23 protein-coding genes are annotated in these 22,399 nt (G+C 62.2%); 12 read left to right on the top strand and 11 right to left on the bottom strand.

All coding sequences use genetic code 11. The features are described from left to right. Nucleotides 1-75: 75 nt before the first annotated feature. The 11 genes from R8871_RS02300 to R8871_RS02250 all read left to right on the top strand — a co-directional run bounded on the left by R8871_RS02300 (nucleotide 76) and on the right by R8871_RS02250 (nucleotide 10,847). Nucleotides 76-498, top strand: coding sequence for a MarR family winged helix-turn-helix transcriptional regulator (locus R8871_RS02300; protein WP_175048861.1), 423 nt, complete (start codon nucleotides 76-78; stop codon nucleotides 496-498). An 80-nt stretch (nucleotides 499-578) separates the two neighbouring features. Continuing rightward, nucleotides 579-1,001 (top strand): MarR family winged helix-turn-helix transcriptional regulator, encoded by a 423-nt coding sequence (locus R8871_RS02295; protein ID WP_175048860.1) that lies wholly within the window; start codon nucleotides 579-581, stop codon nucleotides 999-1,001. Nucleotides 1,002-1,088: 87 nt separating this feature from the next. Beyond that, a complete protein-coding gene (locus R8871_RS02290) occupies nucleotides 1,089-2,177 on the top strand; it encodes an HlyD family secretion protein (RefSeq protein ID WP_175048859.1) in 1,089 nt (362 codons plus the stop codon). Between the two features lie 6 nt (nucleotides 2,178-2,183). Further along, the gene (locus R8871_RS02285) at nucleotides 2,184-3,755 is read left to right on the top strand and encodes a DHA2 family efflux MFS transporter permease subunit (protein ID WP_175048858.1); all 1,572 of its coding nucleotides are present in this window, start codon (nucleotides 2,184-2,186) and stop codon (nucleotides 3,753-3,755) included. Nucleotides 3,756-3,765: 10 nt separating this feature from the next. Continuing rightward, a complete protein-coding gene (locus tag R8871_RS02280; RefSeq protein ID WP_175048857.1) occupies nucleotides 3,766-5,196 on the top strand; it encodes an efflux transporter outer membrane subunit in 1,431 nt (476 codons plus the stop codon). Nucleotides 5,197-5,244: 48 nt separating this feature from the next. After that, on the top strand, nucleotides 5,245-6,429 hold the full coding sequence (locus tag R8871_RS02275) for a thiolase family protein (RefSeq protein ID WP_175049943.1): 1,185 nt from the start codon (nucleotides 5,245-5,247) through the stop codon (nucleotides 6,427-6,429). A gap of 194 nt (nucleotides 6,430-6,623) precedes the next feature. Continuing rightward, entirely contained in the window at nucleotides 6,624-7,901 is a 1,278-nt protein-coding gene (locus R8871_RS02270; protein ID WP_175048856.1) for a NupC/NupG family nucleoside CNT transporter, read from the top strand. Between the two features lie 20 nt (nucleotides 7,902-7,921). Beyond that, nucleotides 7,922-8,311, top strand: coding sequence for a cytidine deaminase (locus tag R8871_RS02265; RefSeq protein WP_175048855.1), 390 nt, complete (start codon nucleotides 7,922-7,924; stop codon nucleotides 8,309-8,311). Further along, entirely contained in the window at nucleotides 8,308-9,273 is a 966-nt protein-coding gene (locus R8871_RS02260; protein WP_175048854.1) for a nucleoside hydrolase, read from the top strand. Before R8871_RS02265 ends, R8871_RS02260 begins: the two co-directional genes overlap by 4 nt. A gap of 275 nt (nucleotides 9,274-9,548) precedes the next feature. Further along, the gene (panE, locus tag R8871_RS02255; RefSeq protein WP_175048853.1) at nucleotides 9,549-10,484 is read left to right on the top strand and encodes a 2-dehydropantoate 2-reductase; all 936 of its coding nucleotides are present in this window, start codon (nucleotides 9,549-9,551) and stop codon (nucleotides 10,482-10,484) included. Between the two features lie 63 nt (nucleotides 10,485-10,547). Next, nucleotides 10,548-10,847 (top strand): hypothetical protein, encoded by a 300-nt coding sequence (locus R8871_RS02250; RefSeq protein ID WP_175048852.1) that lies wholly within the window; start codon nucleotides 10,548-10,550, stop codon nucleotides 10,845-10,847. Here the strand turns inward: R8871_RS02250 and R8871_RS02245 are convergent, their stop codons facing one another. The 7 genes from R8871_RS02245 to R8871_RS02215 form a co-directional block, all read right to left on the bottom strand. Further along, nucleotides 10,848-11,894 carry an ABC transporter substrate-binding protein gene (locus tag R8871_RS02245; RefSeq protein WP_175048851.1) on the bottom strand — a complete coding sequence of 349 codons (1,047 nt, stop codon included), beginning with the start codon at nucleotides 11,892-11,894 and terminating at the stop codon, nucleotides 10,848-10,850. A gap of 71 nt (nucleotides 11,895-11,965) precedes the next feature. Then, nucleotides 11,966-13,093 carry an NAD(P)/FAD-dependent oxidoreductase gene (locus tag R8871_RS02240; protein ID WP_175048850.1) on the bottom strand — a complete coding sequence of 376 codons (1,128 nt, stop codon included), beginning with the start codon at nucleotides 13,091-13,093 and terminating at the stop codon, nucleotides 11,966-11,968. Then, nucleotides 13,086-14,519 (bottom strand): FAD/NAD(P)-dependent oxidoreductase, encoded by a 1,434-nt coding sequence (locus R8871_RS02235; protein ID WP_175048849.1) that lies wholly within the window; start codon nucleotides 14,517-14,519, stop codon nucleotides 13,086-13,088. Before R8871_RS02235 ends, R8871_RS02240 begins: the two co-directional genes overlap by 8 nt. Further along, a complete protein-coding gene (locus R8871_RS02230) occupies nucleotides 14,516-14,947 on the bottom strand; it encodes a (2Fe-2S)-binding protein (RefSeq protein WP_246287316.1) in 432 nt (143 codons plus the stop codon). The genes R8871_RS02235 and R8871_RS02230 overlap by 4 nt, the downstream gene beginning before the upstream one ends. Beyond that, complete coding sequence (locus R8871_RS02225) at nucleotides 14,947-15,741, bottom strand: ABC transporter permease (RefSeq protein ID WP_054040373.1); 795 nt, start codon at nucleotides 15,739-15,741, stop codon at nucleotides 14,947-14,949. Before R8871_RS02225 ends, R8871_RS02230 begins: the two co-directional genes overlap by 1 nt. 16 nt (nucleotides 15,742-15,757) lie before the next feature. Beyond that, nucleotides 15,758-16,672, bottom strand: a complete 915-nt coding sequence (locus R8871_RS02220; RefSeq protein ID WP_175048848.1) for an ABC transporter permease — start codon at nucleotides 16,670-16,672, stop codon at nucleotides 15,758-15,760. Further along, entirely contained in the window at nucleotides 16,665-17,756 is a 1,092-nt protein-coding gene (locus R8871_RS02215; RefSeq protein ID WP_175048847.1) for an ABC transporter ATP-binding protein, read from the bottom strand. The genes R8871_RS02220 and R8871_RS02215 overlap by 8 nt, the downstream gene beginning before the upstream one ends. Nucleotides 17,757-18,059: 303 nt before the next feature. On the opposite strand from R8871_RS02215, the gene R8871_RS02210 reads away from it, so the two are divergent. Further along, on the top strand, nucleotides 18,060-18,938 hold the full coding sequence (locus R8871_RS02210; protein ID WP_175048846.1) for an IclR family transcriptional regulator: 879 nt from the start codon (nucleotides 18,060-18,062) through the stop codon (nucleotides 18,936-18,938). A gap of 152 nt (nucleotides 18,939-19,090) precedes the next feature. On the opposite strand, the gene R8871_RS02205 is transcribed toward R8871_RS02210, so the two are convergent. From R8871_RS02205 to R8871_RS02190, 4 genes are all read right to left on the bottom strand, one after another. Beyond that, nucleotides 19,091-19,558, bottom strand: coding sequence for an Imm50 family immunity protein (locus R8871_RS02205; RefSeq protein WP_175048845.1), 468 nt, complete (start codon nucleotides 19,556-19,558; stop codon nucleotides 19,091-19,093). Nucleotides 19,559-19,579: 21 nt separating this feature from the next. Continuing rightward, a complete protein-coding gene (locus R8871_RS02200; RefSeq protein WP_175048844.1) occupies nucleotides 19,580-20,206 on the bottom strand; it encodes a hypothetical protein in 627 nt (208 codons plus the stop codon). Nucleotides 20,207-20,378: 172 nt separating this feature from the next. Beyond that, the gene (locus R8871_RS02195) at nucleotides 20,379-21,407 is read right to left on the bottom strand and encodes an ABC transporter ATP-binding protein (protein WP_175048843.1); all 1,029 of its coding nucleotides are present in this window, start codon (nucleotides 21,405-21,407) and stop codon (nucleotides 20,379-20,381) included. Then, a complete protein-coding gene (locus tag R8871_RS02190; RefSeq protein WP_175048842.1) occupies nucleotides 21,404-22,399 on the bottom strand; it encodes an ABC transporter ATP-binding protein in 996 nt (331 codons plus the stop codon). Before R8871_RS02190 ends, R8871_RS02195 begins: the two co-directional genes overlap by 4 nt.

The following is a 22,399-nucleotide window of genomic DNA, read 5'->3' as shown; positions in this document are numbered from 1 at the left end:
TGTCGAACCCTGGAGGATACTTTCGGACCGAAAGTGATCTTGACATAGTGCGTATGCACATATACACTGCGCAACATGACCCGTCCTATCTCTTACGACGAATGCAACTGTTTCGCGCTGCGCCAGGCGGCCCGGCACGTCACGCAAATCTACGAACGCCATCTTGGCGAAGTAGGGTTGACGGCCGCGCAGTTCACGATTCTCGCCAAGCTTGCGCGCACGCCGAACCTGCCAATGGTGGACCTCGCGGACGCCATGGTCATGGAGCGCACCACGCTGGTTCGCGCCATGAAACCGTTGCAGCGTGACGGGCTGGTGGTCGCCGAATCGGCGGAGCATGACGGTCGCACGTTTCTGTTCAGTCTCACGGAGAAGGGCGAAACAACTTTCGATCAGGCGGCAATCGCATGGCGTGCCGCGCAGGACGAGTTCGAGGAAAAGTTCGGCCACGCGCGTGCCAAGGCGCTGCGCTCCGAACTCTTCGGCATCACCGGATAAACAAGGCGTATGAGCTCGCTTCGACGAGCTTTTTTACGCCTGATTATGTGCATACGCACTCACGAAAAGGAAGCGCAACGATGGACGGGCTTTTCGACGACGACTGCTTTGCGATCCGCCAGGCCGCGCGTTATGTGTCGCAGATTTACGACCGTCACCTGGAAAATGTCGGCCTCACCATCACGCAGTTTTCGCTGATGGGGCGCTTAAAGCGCGTGGGTCCGATGACTATGAAGCAACTGGCGGAAGCCATGCGCATGCAGCGCACCACGCTGGTCCGCACGATCCAGCCGCTGCGGCGTAACGGGCTGGTGTCGAGCGAGACGCTCGGAGTGGACGTGCGGGCGTTGTCGATCGCACTGACGGCCGCCGGCGAGGAACGTCTGCAGGCCGGGCGAAAGCATTGGTATGCGGCGCAAGCCGAATTCGAAGATCGTTTCGGCGAGGAGCGCGCGGCGGCATTGCGTACTGAATTGTTCGCCATCACAAAAGACCCCGTTTGAATCTGCCCCGCGTGAAGCGGGTCAAGCCGGCGCAGTGCAACGCGCTTTTTTTCAAGCTTAACGAGTGCATACACACATACAGCCATCATGTCCACTACACCCTCGACTATTGCACCGCCCAGCGCCGCGAACGCCGCCAAACCGGCACGGCGCATTCCGTGGATGCTGCTCGCGGTCATCACTGTGCTCGCGGTGCTGGCACTGGCAGCGTCGTACTGGTTCTTCGTCGGCCGCTTTGTCGAAACGACGGACGATGCGTACGTAGGCGGTGATGTGACCGTGATGTCGCCGAAAGTGAACGGCTTCGTCACGGACGTGCTGGTGCGGGACAACCAGTTCGTCCACGCGAATCAGGTGCTGATCCGGCTCGATGCACGCGATTACGATGCTCGTCTTGCGCAGGCCAGCGCGGAAGTCGAGAGCGCGCAGGCGGCTGTCACCGAGTTGCAGGCGAAGAAGTCCCTGCAGCTTGCCACCATCAACGAGCAGGCCGCCGAAGTTCGCGCGTCCGGCGCCGAGTTGACGCGCAGCACTGCCGACCAGACGCGCTATCGCGAACTCGTGAAGGACGATGCGGTATCGAACCAGGTCGTGGAACGCGCGGATGCCGACCTGACCAAGGCGCATGCCGCGGTCGACCGCAGCAGCGCGGCCTTGATCGCGGCACAACGGCAGATCGCCGTGCTCGACGCGCAGATCGGTGACGCACAGGCGCGCATCGCCACCGCGCAGGCGGCGCAGCGGGTCGCGGCATTGAATGTGGAGTACACCACGATCCGCTCGCCGATCGACGGTTACGTCGGCAATCGCACCGCGCGTGTCGGCTTGCTGGCGAACGTCGGCGTATCGCTGCTGACGGTGGTGCCGTCGAGTGGACTGTGGATCGACGCCAACTTCAAGGAAGACCAGTTGAAGAAGATGCACGTTGGCGACGGTGTCGACGTCGATCTCGATGCATCGAGCAAACGGATTCACGGCGTAGTTGAAAGTCTCGCTCCGGCGACCGGTGCGACCTTCAGCGTGCTGCCGGCAGAAAACGCGACCGGCAACTTTACGAAGATCGTGCAGCGCGTGCCGGTGCGCGTGCGTCTCGAAGTGCCGAAGGATATGGAGGGCGTGCTGCGCCCCGGCCTGTCGGCGACGGTGAAAGTGCATCTCGACGCTGCGCGCGGTTAAACGATCATGACTCAGGTCCTTGCCAATCCCGCCGACCTGCCGACGCGCACCAAAGTGTTCGCGTTCGTGCTGATGTGCCTCGGTTTTTTCATGGCGACACTCGATATCCAGATCGTGGCGTCTTCACTCAAGGATATTGGCGGCGGCTTGTCCGCGAGTCAGGACGAGCTCTCGTGGGTGCAGACCGCGTATCTGATCGCGGAGATTCTCGTGATCCCGATGTCCGGTTGGCTCACGCGTGTGTTCTCGACGCGCTGGGTGTTCGCATTTTCCGCGCTGGGTTTTACGGTCACCAGTATGTTGTGCGGCCTGGCATGGGACATCAACTCGATGATCCTGTTTCGCGGTTTGCAGGGTGCGCTCGGCGCCGCGATGATTCCGACCGTGTTCACGACAGCATTCGTGCTGTTCCCCGGCAAGCAGCGCCTGATTGCGTCCACCACCATCAGCGCGCTCGCCACGCTCGCACCGACGGTCGGCCCGGTGATCGGCGGCTGGATCACCTCGCAATGGTCGTGGCACTGGCTGTTCTATCTGAACCTCGTGCCGGGTCTCGTCGTCACGCTGATGGTGCCGAAGTACGTGCACTTCGACAACGTCGATCTCTCACTGCTGAAAAAGGGCGACTATCTCGGCATCCTGTTGATGTCCGGTTTTCTCGGTTGCCTTGAATACGTGCTGGAGGAAGGGCCACGCAAGAACTGGTTCGGCGACGACGTGATCGTGACGTGCACCTGGATAGCGGCGATCTGCGGATTCCTGTTCATCGTGCACGCGTTCACCGCAAAAGAGCCGATCGTCGATTTGCGCGCACTGGCGATCCGCAACTTCGGCATTGGCAGTCTGCTGTCCTTCATCACAGGGATTGGAATTTTCTGCGCGGTGTTCCTGACACCGGTGTTCCTGTCGCGTGTGCGCGGTTTCGATTCGTTGCAGATCGGCGTGGCGTTGCTGTCGGTGGGATGTTTTCAACTGGTCGCCATGGTCGCGTATTCGGTGGTCGCGCGTTTCGTCGATATGCGCGTGTTGCTGGTGTTCGGCCTGGTGCTGTTCGGTGCCGGCTGTTATCTGTATGTGCCGCTGACCAATCAGTGGGGTTGGCAGGAATTGCTGATCCCGCAGGCGTTGCGCGGCATTGGCCAGCAGTTCTGCATTCCGCCCATCGTCACGATGGCGCTCGGTTCATTGCCGATGTCGAGGCTTCGATCCGCCAGCGGTCTCTTCAACCTGATGCGCAATCTCGGCGGCGCGATTGGCATTGCCGTGAGCAGCACCATGCTCAACGACCGCTTGAATCTCCACTACGAGCGGCTCGACGAACATGCGAGCGCGGGCCGTCCGGTGATCGAGTCGATCTTGCAGCAGCAAAGCGCGCACTTCGCGGCCGTCGGCGGCGATGCGCTGAATGCGGCCAACGCGGGCCTCGGGGCGTTGCATGGGCTGCTGATGCGCGAAGCGCTCGTGCTCACGTTCTCCGACACGTTCTTTGCGCTGTCGCTCTGTTTCGTCGTGGGGTTACTAAGCGTGCTGTTCTCGCGCCCGTTTGGCAATAGCGCGCCACCGCCCGATGCTCATTGAGGAACTCAGCATGAAACCAATCGTAATGAAAGTACTCGCGAGCGCGGCACTGCTGACACTGGCGGCATGCGCGGTGCAGCCTGAAACGCACGCGGACCTGCAGCATACGGTTCAGACTGTCGCGCCGGCCGCGTGGAATGTCGATGCGCCTCAAGACAGCATCAACGCCAATACATGGTGGGCGCAATTCGGCGACCCTGTCATGCATCAACTGGTGGAATCGGTGCTGACGGGCAATCTCGACGTGCAGGCCGCGGTGGAACGCGTCAAACAGGCGCAGGATCTCGCGAAGCAGAATCGTGCGGCCTTGCTGCCGGAATTGAATGCTAGCGCCACTGCATCCGACTCCCGGCAGAACACGCCGCCGCCGCTCGGCTATGTGCGTCAGGCCGGCGTTGGCGTGACAGCGAGCTGGACGCCGGACGTTTTCGGCGGCGAACGTCTTGCTGTTCTCGCCGCCGAGGCGCAAGTGTCGGGTCGGCAGGCGGCCTTGAATCAACTGCGTCTCGCACTCGCGGCGAACACGGCCGCGGCGTATATCGATCTGCGCTGGGCGCAATCGCAATTGCAGATTCTCAGCGACAACGAACAGATCCGCGCCCGCGCTCTGAAACTCACGCAGGAGCGTTTGCACTACGGACTGTCGACGCAACTTGACGTCGCGCGAGCACAGAATCAGTTGGAAGATTTGCAGGCACAGGTTCCGCGCATCCAGTCGGCCGTGCAGCATCAACTGAGTCTGATCGCGGTTTATTCGGGACGTACGCCGGAGAGCGTCGACGGCTTGCTGCTCGCTAACGCACGCGACATTCCTGTGCCGGCGCAAAACGTGCCGCAGATGCTGCCGTCGGAAGCGCTCTTGCAGCGCCCGGACGTGCGCAATGCCTACGCCACGGTCGAACAGCGCGCCGCAGAAGTGGGCGTGTCAAAAGCGCAGCGCTACCCGCAATTCAGGCTCAATCTCGCCGACGGCTTGCTGGCCTCGTCGTATCTCGGCTTGCCGACGCTGACCGATAACCTCTTCAGCGCCGCCTTGAACGCAACGAGCCCGATCTTCAACGCCGGCCGCATCACCGCGAATATCGATGCGAGCGAAAGCCGGATGCGCGAGTCGCAACTCGGCCTGCAACAAACCATGCTGCTGGCGCTTAAGGAAATCGAGGACAACCGCAGCGACCTGGTGAGCGGTGCGGTGCAGGTGCAACGCCTGGGCGGCGCGCTTGATGCGTCGAACCACGCGCTGCGTCTGTCGAGTGAACTCTACAAGGGCGGCGCGACGGACTTCCTCGATGTGCTCGCCGCGCAGGAGGCGTATCTGCGCGATGCGGAATCGTTGAACCAGGCAAAACGCGAGCATGCGCTCGCAGCTGTGGCGCTGTACCGCTCGCTCGGCGGCGGCTGGGATGTGCCCGAAACGGTGACGGCCGCGTCGGCGAATTGATCCGCGTGAATGTGGCGGTGAAAGTTGTAGTCCAACTGGAGATGAATGATGAGTACGCGTGAAGTAGTGATCTGCAATCCGGTGAGAACGCCGATCGGCGCATTCGGCGGATCGTTGAAAGAAGTGCCCGCAACTGAACTCGGCGCGGTTGCGGTGCGCGAAACGCTGCGGCGCAGCGGTCTCGATCCGGCCGCGTTGGCCTCGGTGGTGCTGGGCAACGTGATCCAGGCCGGCAACCGGATGAATCCGGCGCGTCAGGCGTCGATTGGCGGCGGCGTGCCCGTGGCTGTGCCTGCGTTGACGGTCAATCGTGTGTGCGGTTCGGGCGCGCAGGCGATCGCATCTGCAGCCCAGGAAATCTGGCTCGGTCTCGGCGATGCAGCCGTGGCCGGCGGCATGGAAAACATGGACCGCGCACCGTATCTGCTCGACGGCGGCCGCTGGGGCTACCGGATGGGCAACGCGCAAATCCACGACAGTCTGCTGCGCGACGGCCTGAACGACGCGTTTTCCGGCGAGCATTCCGGCTGGCATACCGAAGACCTCGTCACGCAGTTCGACCTCACGCGCGAAACGCAGGATCGTTGGGCCGCGCGTTCGCAACAGCGTTTCGCTGAGGCGCAGGCGCGCGGCGATTTCGACGCTGAACTGGTCGCCGTGGAAATTCCGGGGCGCAAAGGCCCGCAGCACTTTACGAGCGATGAACAGCCCCGCCCGGATACCACGGTCGAAACGCTCGCCAAGTTGCGTCCGGCATTCCGCCCGGACGGCACGATTACAGCAGGCAACGCGCCGGGCCTGAACAGCGGCGCGGCAGCCATGCTGGTTGCTGATCGCGGGTTCGCCGAGGCGCGCGGCATCGAACCGTTTGCGCGGCTGGTGGCGTTTGGCGTCGCGGCCGTCGAGCCGGGCATGTTCGGTCTCGGTCCGGTGCCGGCTGTGCAAATGGCCTTGACTCGCGCGGGTTGGCAACTCGATGACGTCGAACGCTTCGAGATCAATGAAGCCTTCGCTGCCGTGCCGCTTGCCGTGGCGCGCAGACTCGGCATCGCGGAAGAACTGATCAACGTGCAGGGCGGCGCGATCGCGCACGGTCATCCGATCGGCGCGACCGGTGCGGTATTGACGACGCGCCTGTTGCATTCGATGCGCCGTGACGGCCTGAAACGCGGCATCGTTACACTGTGTATCGGCGGCGGGCAGGGGATTGCGCTGGCATTGGAAGTGATCTGAGGCCGGCTGCCGCGGCGCGATCGCCGTGTCACGAACCGCGATCGCGTCGCAGTCGTTTTGATGCCGTTTAGATGCGACGTGCATCAATCGAGCGGCGACGTGCAGCGAACAGTCGTCGCTCGATGTTGAAATCTTTTTCTCCAGCGTCAGTTTCGTTTAGCATCATTGCCACTTTCACAAGAACACCAAGAGACATGGCACTGATCGCTCGAAACATCCTCGGTATTGCCGTACTGCTTCTCATCGCTTTTATCTTTTCGACCAACCGTCGCGCCATCCGTTTACGGACTGTAATTGCGGCGCTGCTTGCGCAGATTGGTATCGGCGCTTTCATTCTCTTCGTCCCAATTGGTAAGACTGTCCTGGCTGCCGCTGCGTCCGGTGTCAATCACATACTCGGCTATGGCAATGCGGGCATCGAGTTCCTGTTCGGCGGCCTCGTGCAGGCGAAGATGTTCCAGGTCTTCGGTGACGGTGGTTTCGTTTTCGCCGTGCGGGTTTTGCCGGCCATCATCTTCGTGACCGCGCTTATTTCCGTGCTGTATTACCTGGGCGTGATGCGCTGGATCGTGATCGTGCTCGGCACGATATTCCAGAAACTGCTCGGCGTATCGAAGCTCGAATCCTTCTCAGCCGTTACAACGATCTTCCTCGGGCAAAGCGAAATGCCGGCCGTGGTCAAACCGTTCACACGCGACATGACCGGCGCCGAACTGTTTGCGGTGATGTCGAGCGGCATGGCGGCGGTTGCCGGTTCGGTGCTGGCGGGTTACGCGGGCCTTGGCGTGCGGGTTGAATATCTGCTGGCCGCGTCGTTCATGGCGGTGCCCGGCGGCTTGCTGTTCGCCAAGATCATTCACCCGACCACTGAGCCAAGCCGCGTGCATCTCGAGAACTTGAGCTTCGATGAAAAGCGCCCAGCGAATGTGATTGAAGCGGCGAGTTCCGGCGCGACCGTAGGTCTGAAAATCGCCGTGATGGTCGGCGCGATGCTGATCGCGTTCGTCAGCCTGATCGCATTGCTCAACGGCATTGTGGGTGGCATAGGCGGCTGGTTCGGCCATCCGCAACTGTCGATGCAATCAGTGCTCGGCACGGTGTTCGCGCCGCTCGCGTATCTGATTGGTGTGCCGTGGAGCGAAGCCGCAATCGCCGGTAATTTCCTCGGCCAGAAGATCATTCTCAATGAATTCGTCGCGTATGCGTCGCTGTCGCCGTATCTGAAAGATGCCGCTAGCGTAAGCGCCGCCGGCCTGCAGGCCCTCGATCCGCGAACCCTTGCTATTCTGTCGTTTGCGTTGTGCGGCTTCGCGAACTTTGCGTCGATTGCGGTGCTGACGGGCGGCTTTAGCGCCGTCGCGCCGGAACGCCGCGCTGAAGTCGCGCGCTACGGCCTGCGTGTCGTGCTCGCTGCGACGCTCTCGAACCTGATGAGCGCCACGATTGCGGGTATGTTCCTGACGCTGAACTGAATCGAATTGAGGATCGTTGCATGAATATGGAACAACTGCTGGAACGCGCGGGCATTGCGCGAGAAAAGGCCTATGCGCCTTATTCGAAGTTCAAGGTCGGCGCTGCGCTGCTGACCAAAGACGGTACGGTATTCGACGGCTGCAACGTCGAGAATGCCTCGTACGGATTGTGCAATTGCGCTGAACGCACGGCGTTTTTCAGTGCAATTGCCGCGGGCTATCAGCGCGACCAGTTCGCCGCGCTCGCGGTGATCGGCGATACGGATGGACCGATCGCACCGTGCGGCGCGTGCCGCCAGGTGATCATCGAACTGGGCGGCCCCGAATTGCCGATCCGGCTTGGCAATCTGCATGGCGTCACTCGCGACACCACCGCGCGTGAACAATTGCCGGACGCGTTTTATCTATGAGCACGCACAAGGTTATCTACGACACCGATCCCGGTGTGGACGATGCGATGGCGCTCGTTTTTCAGGCGCTGCATCCGGACATCGAATTGCTGGGCCTGACGAGCGTATTCGGCAACGCCACGATCGAGACCACCACGCGCAATGCGCGGTTCCTGGCCGGGCGGTTCGCGCCGGGCGTGCTGGTTGCGCAGGGTGCAGCGGCACCGCTCAAGCGCGCAGCGCCCGAGCCGCTCGCATGGATTCACGGCGACAACGGGCTTGGCAATATCGCAATCGAAACCGGTGTTGAAGCGGCGCTCGACGCGCGCCCCGCACACCGCTTCATCATCGACACGGTGCGCGCCCATCCTGGCGAAGTCACGTTAATCGCGGTGGGGCCGCTCACGAACCTGGCATTGGCGCTGGCTGACGATCCGCAGATCGCGCCGCTCGTCAAACAGGTGGTCATCATGGGCGGCGCGTTCGGCACAGACGGCGTGCTCGGCAACGTAACGCCGGCGGCGGAAGCGAACATCCTCGGCGACCCCGATGCTGCCGACATCGTGTTCGGCGCACCGTGGCCGGTTGCGATCGTCGGGCTCGACGTCACGCAGCGCACCATCATGAGCCGCGATTATCTGGCGTCGCTGCGCGAGCGCGGCGGTGCAGCAGGGCAGTTCGTGTGGGACGTGTCGCGGCACTACGAAGCCTTTCATGAGCAAAGCGCGCAACTTGAAGGCATTTACGTGCACGACTCGTCGGCGGTCACTTATGTGCTGGCGCCGCATCTTTATACGACTCGCCGTGGTCCTGTGCGTGTGCTGACGGACGGGATCGCGGTGGGCCAAACCATCCAGAAGCCTTCTACGATGCCGGTGCCCGCGCCTGACTGGGACGGCCGGCCCGACAGCACGGTCTGCCTGGACGTGGATGTGCCCGGAATGCTCGCGCTTTACGAGCGCACCATTTGCGGCACGCTGTAGGGCGATCTTGTTACGCTGCGGCCGTTTGCTAGGGGCGTCGTATCTTCAAGTCGGCGCGGCGATTGATCTGACGTAAGAAACAATGCGGGAATAAAGCGGAAACGCGGTGGCGAAACACCGGGGCCGCGGTGCAATGCAGCAAACCGGCCCGCCATTGTGGCCGATGCATATCGTCAATCTTTGCTACATTTCTGCAGACGTGCTGCGCAGGCGGTCTTCGAGGCCCTGGCATACCGACCCGGCGCGCGTGACCCAAATCTATCAAGAGGCAAAAGATGCGAATTCTAGTAGTAGGGGCAGGCGCCGTGGGCGGCTACTTCGGCGGACGCCTCGCAGCGGCGGGCCAGGACGTGACTTTCCTCGTGCGCCCCGGCCGCGCGGAAAAGCTTGCGCGTGACGGTCTCGTCATCAATAGCGCGCGCGGCAATCTCGCCTTGCACGATGTCAAGACGATACTCGCCGGTGTCAGCGCGGAGCCGTTCGATCTGGTGCTGCTTAGTTGCAAAGCCTACAGTCTTGACGACGCGATCGATTCATTCGCACCGCTGGTCGGCGAATCCACATCGATTCTGCCGATGCTCAACGGCATGCGCCATATCGACGTGCTCAAGGAAAAGTTCGGTGCGTCACGCGTACTGGGCGGTCAATGCGTGATCGCGGCCACGCTCAGCCCCGAGCAGCACATCATGCATCTGAACGAAACGCACGCGATCACCTTCGGTGAACTGGAAGGCGGCACGTCCGAGCGCGTAGAGGCCATTGCGGATGCGATGGCCGGCGCGAATTTCGATGCCGTGGTTAGCGACAACATCCTGCTGCGCATGTGGGAAAAGTGGGTGTTCCTGGCCACACTCGCGGCGAGTACGTGCTTGATGCGCGGTTCGGTCGGCGATATTCTGGCTGCGCCGGACGGCAAGCGCATCATCGAAAACCTGCTCGGTGAGTGCCGCGGCGTCGCGGAGCACAACGGCTTTACGATGGGCCCGGACTTCGACGCCCGCGCTACCCAAACGCTCTTTACGCCGTCGCCGCTAACAGCTTCGATGCTGCGCGACGTCGAAAATCACTCGCATACCGAGGCGGATCACATTCTCGGCGACCTGATCTCGCGCGGCGGCGATGCGCAGAAGGGCGAGCACGGCCTGTCGTTGCTGCGTATCGCCTATAGTCATCTGAAGACGTATGAAGCAAGGCAGGCCCGTACATCCTGAATGACGGGAGCGCGGGTGACGGAGACGGCAACAGCAAGCAGCCTAACGTTTCGGAGGTGAAGCATGCCGAGTCCAACCGGATCTGTACCCGCGCTCAGTGCCGCTTCGGCGACGATCTTCTCGATCGGCATCGTCTTTCTCGGCTACTGGGGCCTGTACGATCAATCGAAATGGCACGTGTCCGACGTCTTCGTCTTCGTGTTTGCGATGATCGGCTTCGGTTGCCTCGGACTCGTGCCGTGGATGGCGACGAGCCCGGTCGAGCCTGACAACAACGATTCCCGCATTCGTATCGCCCGGCACATGTTTCTTGTCGGCGTGCTGTCGATCTGGCTCGGCGTGGCGATCTCGGTGATCTTCTGATTAACGCTCGATCTGCCTGTTCCAGCGCGTATCCCACTGCGCACGATGCGCATTGATCGTGTCCCAATCCACCACGGTCACCTTCTTCACCAGATCGTCGACGTTGCCCAGGCTTTGCTGCATCGGCGGCGTCATCTTCGCGAGACGGTTGGTCGGAATCTGCTTGCCGGCCTCGGCCGCTTTGGTCTGAGCCGGCGCGGACAGCAGGAACTGTGCGAGTTTCTGCGCCAGTTGCGGGTCCGGGTTGTTGTTGACCACGCACAGATCGACGAGCAGCAACACCGGACCTTCCTTCGGACTCACATAGGCGACCGGAATGCCCTTGTCCTGCAGATCGCTGACGGCAGTCGGCGTCAACGGGAACAGGCCCGCTTCGCCGGTCTGGACCATTTCGGAAATCTTCGCTGAGTTCGGCACGTACTCCACCACGTTCGGGCCGACCGTCGTGGCCCATTTCGTGAAGCCCGGTTCGACGTTCTGCTCGCTGCCGCCCATCAAACGGTTGATCGCCAGGAAACCGTGCAGCCCGAAGGTGCTGCTCGACGCGGACTGGAACACCACCTTGCCTTTGTACTTCGGATCGGCAAAGTCCATCCACGAAGTCGGCGGCGCCCAGCCTTTTTCAGCGAACAGCTTCTTGTTGTACGCGATGCCGGTCATGCCGAGCTGCACGCCCGCGCCCATGTCGTCCTTCATGCGCGCGAACGGGTAGAGCTCCTTGAGCACCGGCGCGTCGTCTAGCTTCTTGCACACGCCCATGCTGACCGCGCGCGCCATCACGCCGTCGTCGAGAAACACTACGTGGATTTGCGGATTGGCCTTGTTGGCGAGCAGCTTGGCGAGAATGTCCGACGAGGTGCCGGGCACCACGACCACTTTGACGTTGTTGGCCTTCTCGAAGTCGGGCAGGACCTGGCTCGTATAGGCCTTTTCCATCGGACCGCCGTTCATGCCGATGTAAATGGTCTTGGTCTCCGACCATGCCGGCGCGGCCGCACCGAATGCGCACAATGCGGCCAGCGCCGCGATCGTCTTGAACAGTTTCATTGAGGGGCTCCTGAGTTTCATTAAGCGATAACGAGGCGATGACGAGGCGATAGCAAAGCGATAAGCAATAACTAGGCGACGGATGGCGCAGGAACAGCAGCGAAGCGATTGATCGAGAAAGCGTCGAGCGGTGTGGCTGTGGCGCCGTCGATCACGAGATCCGCGAGTATTTCGCCGACGCCTGGCGCCAGCAAAAACCCGCCGCCTGAAAATCCGAACGCATGCAACAAGCGCGGTACCGTGCGGCTCGCACCGATGATCGGATTGCTGTCAGGCGTTTCACCTTCCACGCCGCTCCATGTGCGGATCAGCAGCGCCTCGCGCAGCGGCGGCAGCAGGGCGCACGCATCGCGCATCACCGCGCGGGTGGTTTCCGTCGACGGTTGACCGTATTCGCCGTCGCCATGTCCACGTCCGCCGCCGATCACGCAATTGCCGCGCGCCACTTGCCGTGCGTAGATGCCGCCGCCGTACACACCGAGGTTGTGCGTGATGAAATGCGGCAGCGGCTCGGTGACCCACATGTTCGGGTAGATCGGTTTCATCGGCGCGGTTTCGCCGAAATAACCGGCAACCGTATTCGCCCATGCGCCGGCGGAATTGATCAGCCAGTCGGCGCTGATGCGGGTGTCGCCTGCACGTAACTGGAAGCGCGTACCGTCGTGATGGATGTCGGTCAGTTCGGTTTGCTCGCGTACGTCCGCGCCTGCGGCTCGCGCGGCGCGTGCGAACGCGGGTGAGACCAGACGCGGATTCGCATGGCCATCGGTCGCACAAAGCGAGCCGCCGACCGCTGCAGCGCCCAGCCACGGATAACGTTGCCGGAACGCGGCGCCGCTGATGACCTGCGCTTGCAGTCCATGGCCACGCGCCATGTCCGCCCATGCTTCGAGCGCGGCGAGATCGGTTTCGCTGCGCGCGAGCCGCAAATGCCCCGACACAGTGAATTCACCGTCGATGCCGATCAGCTCCGGCAAGCCGTCCCAGATGCGCCGTGCACGCATGGCGAGCGGCATCTGTTCGGCCGGCCGTCCCTGGACTCGCACGCCGCCGTAGTTCACGCCGCTTGCCTGCGCGCCGCAATAGCGCCGCTCGAACAGGCCCACGCGCAAGCCGCGCCGCGCGAGCGCCAACGCTGCCGATGAGCCGACCAGGCCGCCGCCCGCAATCGCCACGTCGTAGTGGAGGGTGTCACTCATCGCGCGCCTCCTCGGGAATCTCGGCGACGTCGTCGGCATACATAGCGGGCGAAAGAGGGATCGGTTTGACAGGCGGCTGGCTACGCAAACGGCCCACGGCTTCGAGGGGTTTGCCGGTTTCTTCCGCGAGCAGCGTCAATGCCGCTTCGCCACACATGCGTCCCTGGCAACGGCCCATGCCGACACGCGTGAGCGCTTTCAGGCGATTGATCTCATTCGCTTCGCCACCGCGGATGCAGCGCCGCAAGGTGCCTGCATCGATTTCTTCGCAGCGGCACACGGTCATGTCGTCGGGCCATTGCGCCGCGCATTTTGCGGGCGGTGCAAATGCCGCTTCGATGCCTTGGCGAAATACAGCGATATGGTGCAGGCTGCGCTCGAGGGAAGCCGCATCACGCATGCCGAGGCCACGCGGATGCGCGATGCCGAGGTCGTCGAGTAGCGCGAGCGCCGTGCGACGGCCGGCGAGCTCGGCTGCATCGGCGCCCGCGATGCCCGCACCGTCGCCCGCCAGATAGATGCCGCGCACGGAGCTGCGGCCGGCGGAGTCGAGTTCGGGTAGCCAGCAACGATTGTGGGCGTCGAACCGGAAGCGGCACCCGGCGAGATCGGCAAGCTGGGTCTCAGGCTTCAGGCCGAAGCTGATGCCGACGGCGTCGCATGCGAGGGTTTCGGCCTTCGAACTGTCGGCTGAAGAGCGCCATTCAATTGCACTCACGCCTTGGTCACCATGAATACCGATCAGCTTCACGTCGCGCTCGATCCGCACGCCGCGCATCTTTAGCCAGCCGACGTAGTACAGCCCTTTGGCGAACGTAACCGGTTGCCGCGCGAGTTTCGGCGCCGCGGCAATCTGTTGCGATAGGGGACTCGTGTCGAGTACAGCTACCACCTGTGCGCCGGCTTTCACGTACTGATAGGCGACGAGATAGAGCAGCGGTCCAGTGCCTGCGAGCACCACGCGCTGGCCGATCGCACAGCCTTGCGCCTTCAAGGCGACTTGTGCCGCGCCCAGCGTGTAGACGCCAGGCAGTGTCCAGCCCGGCACCGGCAGCACGCGATCGGTGGCGCCGCTCGCGATGATCAGATGCGAGAACGGCACGCTGATTTCGCGTCCTGCGTGCAACGTATCGAGGCGACCCGGTGCACAAGCCCAGGCCAGTGTGTCGGGGCGATAGTCGAGATGCGGAAGCAGCGAGGCCATCGTCGTATGCAACGCTTCGGCTTTATGCGCTTCAAAACCATAGAGCGTTTTTTTCGAGCGCTGGAACGCGCCGTTCGCAGGCGGTTGACGATAAATCTGCCCACCCCAGCGGGCGTTTTCGTCCAGCACGATGGGTTTGACCCCCGCTGCAACGAGCGTTTCGGCGGCGCGCACGCCCGCTGGTCCCGCACCGACGATCACCACGTGGTGTTCGTTGCTCATTGCGTGTCTCCGTTTGCCGTCACGGCGGAGTAAGCAGCACCTGAAGCAGAGGAAGCAGGACCGGCAACGAAAGCAACCTCAGCGAGCCGCGTGACCACACGCATACCCTGTGTCACCAGCGTCGAGCACGCGCGCAAACGCAGACCTTCTTCGGTACGCATCCAGCAATCCTGGCAAGCGCCGATCAGGCAGAAGCCGGCGCGTGGCGCGCCGCTGAATTCGCTTTCACGCACGCGACGTTGTTGCATCAGTACGGCCGTGAGCAGCGTATCGCCCTGCAACGCATTGACTTCATGACCGTCGATAAAAAAACTAAGCGATTCACGCTGCGTCTCCGCGACGCGAACGAATTGCGCATCGCGTTTCGGCGCGGCGGATTCGGAGGATGGCAAATTCGACGGCATGTTTGAGAGAGCAGTGGAAGACATCAGTGCTGGCCGATCAGAATCCGGTTGAGCCCGTACACGCGGTCGAGCAGCAGCATCGCGCCGGCCGTGATGAAGATCACCAGTGCGGAGACGGAGGCCATCATCGGGTCGATCGATTCGGTCGCGTACATGTACATGCGCACCGGCAACGTGACGGTTTGCGGCGAGGTGACGAAGATCGACATGGTCAGTTCGTCGAAGCTGTTGATGAACGCGAGCAGCCAGCCGCCGGTAATGCCCGGGAGAATCATCGGGAAGGTGATGCGGCGAAACGTGGTCCACGCGTCGGCCCCGAGCGAGTGCGCGGCATGTTCGACGCTGCGGTCGAGGCCGCTGACCGAGGCCAGCACGAGCCGCATCACGAACGGCGTGATGATGATCATGTGTGCAAGCACGAGCCATGCGAACGAACCGGTCGCGCCGATCAGCGCGAAGAAGCGCAGCAATGCGATGCCGAGCACGAGACCGGGAATCACCAGCGGCGACAGCAGTAAGCCGTTAAGAAATCCGCGCCCCGGAAAGCGTGCACGGCCGATGGCCAACGCGGCCGGCAACGCAACGATCAAAGACAACGTCGCTGAGGCGAATGCCAGTTTCAGGCTGTTGAAGAACGCCGAGATAAAGTCCGGGTAGTTGAGAATCGCGCGGAACCAGCGCAGGGATACGCCATGCGTGGGCAGTGTGAGCGTTTCATCGGGCGTGAAGGCGACCAGCACCACGATCACAAGCGGCGCGAGCACGAACGCGATGACGAGCGTGTGGAAAATCAGCGCAATGGGGCCGTTTTTTCTCATGATGATCTCGGGAGGTTCAGCCGAGGCTTCTGGTGTACTTGCGTTCCAGAACCCGGTAGTAAGTGAGCATCACGATCAGATTCGCGACCAGCAACAGGAGCGCGATCGTCGCGCCGAGCGGCCAGTTCAGCGAACCGAGGAATTCGTCATAGACGGCGGTGGCGGCCACTTTCAGGCGCCGTCCGCCGAGCAGGCCGGGAATCGCAAACGCGCTTGCCGAGAGGCCGAACACCATCAGGCTGCCCGACAGAATGCCCGGCGTGAGTTGCGGCAACACGATGCGGCGCAAGGTCGTGAAGGGCGACGCCATCAGCGAAAGCGCGGCGTTTTCTGTTTGCGGGTCGAGCTTCTGCAGCGCGGTCCACACCGGAATCACCATGAACGGCAGCATCACGTGCACCAGTGCGATGACGATCGCGAAAGTGGTGTATTCGAGCTTGTACGGTCCGAGTCCGATAAGACCGAATGCCTGATTCACGAGGCCGTTGCTGTTGAGCAGCATGCTCCAGCCGAACGCGCGCACCACGACCGAGACCAGCAGCGGCGCGAGAATGATCAGCAGGAACATCGAGCGATACGGATCGCGCATGCGCGACAGCACGTAAGCTTCTGGCGTGCCGATCACGACGCACAGCAGGGTGGTCAGAAAGGCGGTGCCGAAGGTGCGCAGGAAGATCGTGTGGAAATACGACGATTGCAGCACTTCCGCGTAATTGCCGAACTGGAATGCGGCGAGCGGGCCGCTCGCTGGATCGAAGCGGTAGAAAGTCAGCACCAGCGTCATGACGAGCGGCACCAGCACCAGCGTCGCGAACAGCAGGAAAGCCGGTGCGCACATCAGCCACAACGGCAGGAACGCATGCCACGGCGCGCGGCGCGCGTTGCCGGTTTTCACGCTGTCGTTGTTCGAAGCGGGCAGCGTACTAGCCATGATGCGCATCCCGTTGAATGAAGCGGATCGCTTCGCTATTCCAGTCGACGCCGACCGCCGTGCCTTCCGGCAGCGGCTCGGTGCCTTCGTTCTGGCAGCACACCAGCACTTCGCCGAGCCGGCTGTCCACGCGGTACAGCCATTGGCTGCCAAGGAAGAAGCGGCTCGTCACGGTGGCGGCCAGACGTCCCGTGTTTGGCGCGCACAGGCGCAGCTTTTCCGGACGAATGCACAACGTGACCGCGTCGCCGACGCCGATCACGCGCTCGCGCGCGGGTAGTTGCGCGGTGTGGCCGGTCTCCGCAAGATCATGTCCAAGGTCGATGCGGATCGCGTCGCCGTCGCGCGCCACCACGGTGCCCGCCAGCATGTTCGCCTTGCCGATGAACTGCGAGACGAATCTGTTTTCAGGCCGTTCGTACGCTTCGTACGGTGTGTCGATCTGCGTAATGCGGCCGGCTTCCATTACCACCACGCGGTCGCTGATCGACAGCGCTTCCGACTGGTCGTGCGTGACCATGATGGTGGTCGTGCCGATCTTGCGTTGAATGGCGCGCAGTTCGAACTGCATGTCTTCGCGCAGCTTGGCGTCTAGGTTCGACATCGGTTCGTCGAGCAGCAGCACGGGCGGCGCGATCACGATCGCGCGGGCAATCGCCACGCGCTGCCGCTGACCGCCTGACAACTCGCGTGGAAAGCGGTGCGCGAGCGTATCGAGCCGCACCAGCGCCAGTGCTTCGCGCACACGCTCCTTGCGCTCGGCCTTGTCGATGTTGCGCATTTCCAGACCGAAGCCGACGTTGTCCGCGACGCTCATATGTGGAAACAGCGCGTAGCTCTGAAACACGATGCCGAGGCCGCGTTTGTTCGGTTTCATGTGCGTGATGTCGCGGCCGTCGAGCGTGATGCGGCCGCGCGTCGTTTCAACGAAGCCCGCGATCATCTGCAACGTGGTGGTCTTGCCGCAACCCGACGGTCCGAGCAGCGAAACGAACTCGCCTTTTTCAACCGACAGGTTCACGTCGGCGACTGCCTGCAGATCGCCGAACGATTTCGCTACGTCCGTGAGTGTGAGGAACGACATGATCTGGCCTTTGGATGGATCGACACCGGTTCAATCGGCTACTGCCTCGATGGAGCCGACTCTATCCAGCCAAATTGCATGGCGTCAATTTCAAATTCCGTTTGCCGGTATAAGTTTGGAAAAAATTCCGATGAACGGAATATATTCGGCAAGACTGGCATCAACTCTTCCGTTCCATGATCTCCGGAAAATCCCTATGAATCAGAACGAAGTACAAATGGAACGGACGTGCCGGGAATGTTCCATTCACGGATAATTCCCTCTATAGTGTTCCGGTCAATGAAATAATTCGGAGCGCCTGAGATGAATGCTGCCACCAAACGAGATGCCGATCCCGCACTAGCCGATACGGGCAGCCCACCCGGCCCGGGAATGCTGGAGCGTGCCTTTGCGGTGATCCGTGCGTTATCCGAAGCGCAACCCGACGGCGGCCGCGTCACGCGTCTCGCCAAGGCGGTGGGCCTCACGCAAGGCACGGTGCACCGCATTCTTCACGCGCTGATCGCGGAAGGCATTGTCGAACAGGACGAAAATTCGAAGCTGTATCGGCTGAGCGTCGATTTCTTCGCGCTCGCCGCGCAGGCCGGCAATCCGAGCGGCATGCGTACCTTGTGCCGTCCCGCGCTGCTGCGGTTGTGCGCGAGTCTTGGCGACACGATTTTTCTGCTGGTCAAAAGCAGTTTCGACGCGGTGTGCCTCGACATCTGCGAAGGGCCGTTTCCGATTCGCTCGTTCACCGGCGATATTGGCGGGCGCGTGGCCCTGGGTGTCGGTCAGGGGAGTCTGGCGATTCTCGCGTTCCTGCCGGAAGCGGAGCGTGAAGAGATCATTCGCTTTAACGTGCCGCGTATTCGCGGCTATGGCGTGCTCGACGAAGTGTATTTGCGCACCGAGATCGAGCGTGTGCGCCAACTCGGTTACGCGGGCCGCAATAGCGGCGTGCTCGACGGCATGGCGGGCGTGGCGGTGCCGATTCTGGATCGCACTGGTGTGGCGGTGGCGGCACTGAGCGTGGGCACGCTGGCGGCGCGTCTAGGCGACGATCGTCTGCCGATGGTGGTCGAGTTGCTGCGCCGTCAGGCAGATGCGATCGGCCCGCAAACCAATCCCTTCGACGTCGCGCTGCGCCGGCCGATGCATGGTTTGTCGCGGGCGATGACTACGGAGCGGATCGCGGGGTAGGTTGAAGCCGAAGCCGAAGCCGAAGCCGAAGCCGAAGCTGAAGCTGAAAGCGCAAAGGGCGTCACGTTAAGTCAAAACGTGACATGGGCCGAGCGAACTTGTTATCGAGCATCAAACGTCGCTCCACGTCGCCGGTGCACCAGCTGCGAGGCTTAAAATTCGCTGCGGCTGTATGGCCGGATTGCGCCGACGACGACCTCTTTGCAAGCTAAACGGATATCGAGTCCGATATTGGGTTCGAGGTCGAATCGGATCAAACCGTCGGGCGTATTGGATAAAGAAATCTCCATAATCGAGGCTTCTTCGAGCATGGCGTTTACGTCTATCTCCGAACCTCGGATGTCCAGAATATCTAACACGACCAGATAGTCGGGACCTCCATCAGCGCGAGGAGCCGCGTAGCGATTGTGCAGCACCTCAAGCTGGAGATCGACTAAATAGCGCGCGCGGCCAGCCGGCAGCGGCTTCGAGTCCATGCCTTCAAATGAACGTCGCTTTCTTTGCAAAGAGAACGTCGTCACGGCGGAGTCGTGAAAGGAGGGGTATTCTCCAAAAATCTTAAGGAGCAAACTGCCGTTCCTCGCCAGTTCCCAGCCCCACGTCCTATTTTCGATGCTCATTGTTTACCCTCGCAATACGCTCTACCTGCAGCTGATCGGTGACATTGGAAGATGAATGTCATCTCTCACTCCGGCGTCGAAATTATGACCGTGCGCTTTCCCGTGGCTCTCGTGGTATTGGGCGCAAAGGTTGCCGCTCGAATCGAAGTAGTCTACATCGAGGCCATTCGGGTTGATGCGGTATCCGCCCGGTTCATTACCTGTCATGCTGACCCCGCGTGCGGCTACTTCCTCTGTATCGCCACCGAGCGTGCCCGGCGTGTATTCGAAATGTTGCGCATCGCTTAACGGTGTTGCGGTTGTCGGCAAGTCGCTCTCGGCGTCGGCCAGTGACGCCGCGGCCCCGTTCGCATAGCGGGCCGTAATTGCATTGGCCTTGTCCACCATGTCGTCGTAGCGGTCCATGTAGGCCGTTGCAGCGTCATACGACATACCCAACTTCGTCATCAACTCTTCGCGGAAACTGGGAAAATCTTTGGGTTTAGGCGCTGGATCGATCCGCGTGCCGCCTGTCCGTGATTGCTCGGCAACGAGGACGACACTTTCGCCGCGGATCATGGACTGCAAGGTCTGCATAACCTCGACGTCAGCGCCGGTCTCTGCCAACTGCTGGTGCCAATGGAAGTTCGTCCCGAGGAACGCGCGCACGCGCTGGACGAGTGGAGCATCGAGAGCCCATATATCGGCATGTGCGCGTTGCGAGAACTTCTTGCCCCGATCGCTGGACGAACGAATCCATCGGCGCGACGGCACGCCGCGCCGGGGAATACGGTTTCAGGTTTTCAGACCTGGTTCTTTAGCGACCCGTCGAGGAGACTTCCTACGCGGCGTCCCCCACGCGAATGCACGCGACGCGTGTCGCGCTCGCGCCATGCGTGACCGCCTGCGGAATCTCGTTGGCGCAGGCCTCGATCGCGTCCGGGCAGCGCGTGCGAAACGCGCAGCCGGAGGGTGGGCTGAGCGGCGACGCAATCTCGCCGCGCAACAGCAGATGACGGCGTGCGCGTTCAACCACCGGATCGGGCACCGGCACGGCCGACAGCAACGCACGCGTGTACGGATGACGTGGCGTGCCATATACGTCGCGCTTATCGCCGAACTCCATCACGCGACCCAGATACATCACCAGCACGCGGTGGCTGATTGCCTTGACGACGGCGAGGTCGTGCGCGACGAACAGCAGCGACAGCGACAACTCGCGCTGCAGATCGCGCAGCAGGTTGACGATTTGCGCCTGGATCGAGACGTCGAGCGCCGACACCGGCTCGTCGCAGATCACCAGTTGCGGTTCGCCGATCAACGCGCGCGCAATGCCGACGCGCTGACACTGCCCGCCGGAAAACTCATGCGGATAGCGGCGCAGATGCTGCGCATTGAGGCCGACGCGTTCGAGCATGGTTAGAACGCGCCGTTGCACGTCGGCGCGGGCAATATCCTGGCCATGCGTGCGCAAGGGTTCGGAGACGATCTGTTCGATCGTCATGCGCGGATCGAGCGAGGCGAGCGGGTCCTGGAAAATCATCTGCACGTCGCGGCGCAAGCGCGAGGTATCGCGCTGCGCACCCGTCAGCACGGTTTCCTTGTCGAGCCAGCGCACGCTGCCGCTCGCCACCGGTGCGAGCCCGATGATCGCGCGCGCGAGGGTGGACTTGCCGCAGCCCGATTCGCCGACGAGGCCCACGGTTTCGCCGCGCCGCACGCTGAACGACACGCCGTCCACCGCGCGCAGCGTCGCTTTGCCGGACCACGGAAAGCCGCCGCGCGGCACGCCGAATTGCACCTTGAGATTGTCGACCGACAACAGCGTTGCCGGATCCAGGCTATGGCTTGCAATGGAAGTGGCGTTCATACGTGTTGTACCTCCATGATTTCCTGCACCGGCCGGTGGCACGCACGCAACGCATCGGAAGCCGTAGGCGACGCGATGAGCGCAGGCCGAGACTCGCGGCAGCGGTCGGAGCAATACGTGCAGCGCGGTGCGAATGCGCAGCCCTCGCCGACTTCGCCGGGCAAGGGCGGGTTGCCTGGAATGGTTTGCAACGGACGGTCATCGTCGTCGGTGAGGCGCGGCAGCGCGTTCAGCAGACCGATCGTGTACGGATGGGTCGGTGCGGCGAACAGCGTGGCGGCATTCGCCTGCTCGACGGTCTGGCCGGCGTACATCACCATTACGTCGTCGCACAAACCGGCCACGACGCCCATGTCGTGCGTAATCAGAATGATCGCGGTGCCACGTTCGCGGTTCAGTTCGCGCAGCAGTTCGATGATCTGCGCCTGCACGGTCACGTCGAGCGCGGTAGTCGGCTCGTCGGCGATCAGGATTTCCGGCTCGGAGAGCAGCGCCATTGCGATCATCACGCGTTGCCGCATGCCGCCGGAGAACTCGTGCGGATACATGTTGATGCGCCGTGCGGCGTCGGGAATACGCACCGTTTCGAGCGTTTCGATCGCGCGGCGGCGCGCTTCGCGGCGCGACATCTTGCGATGCAGTTGCAGCGTCTCGGTCATTTGCCGTTCGATCGTCAGGAACGGATTGAGCGAGGTCATCGGGTCCTGAAAGATCATGCCGATGCGGTCGCCGCGAATCCTGTTCAATCCGGCTTCGTTCATCGTCAGCAGGTTTTCGCCGCGATAGGTCGCGCTGCCCGATACCTTGCCGTTGCCGGCTAGCAGGCCGAGCAGCGCCATCACCGTCTGGCTTTTGCCTGAACCCGATTCACCGACGATGCCAAGCGTGCGGCCCGCTTCGAGCGAAAACGATACGCGCTGCACCGCGTCGACGGGTGCGCCCTCGCGGCGCGTGAAGCGCACGCTCAGGTCTTTGACTTCGAGTAGTGGCAT

It is taken from the genome of Paraburkholderia sediminicola (genome assembly GCF_902859805.1).
Classification (GTDB): domain Bacteria; phylum Pseudomonadota; class Gammaproteobacteria; order Burkholderiales; family Burkholderiaceae; genus Paraburkholderia; species Paraburkholderia sediminicola.
This window is presented reverse-complemented; position numbering and strand designations above follow the sequence as displayed.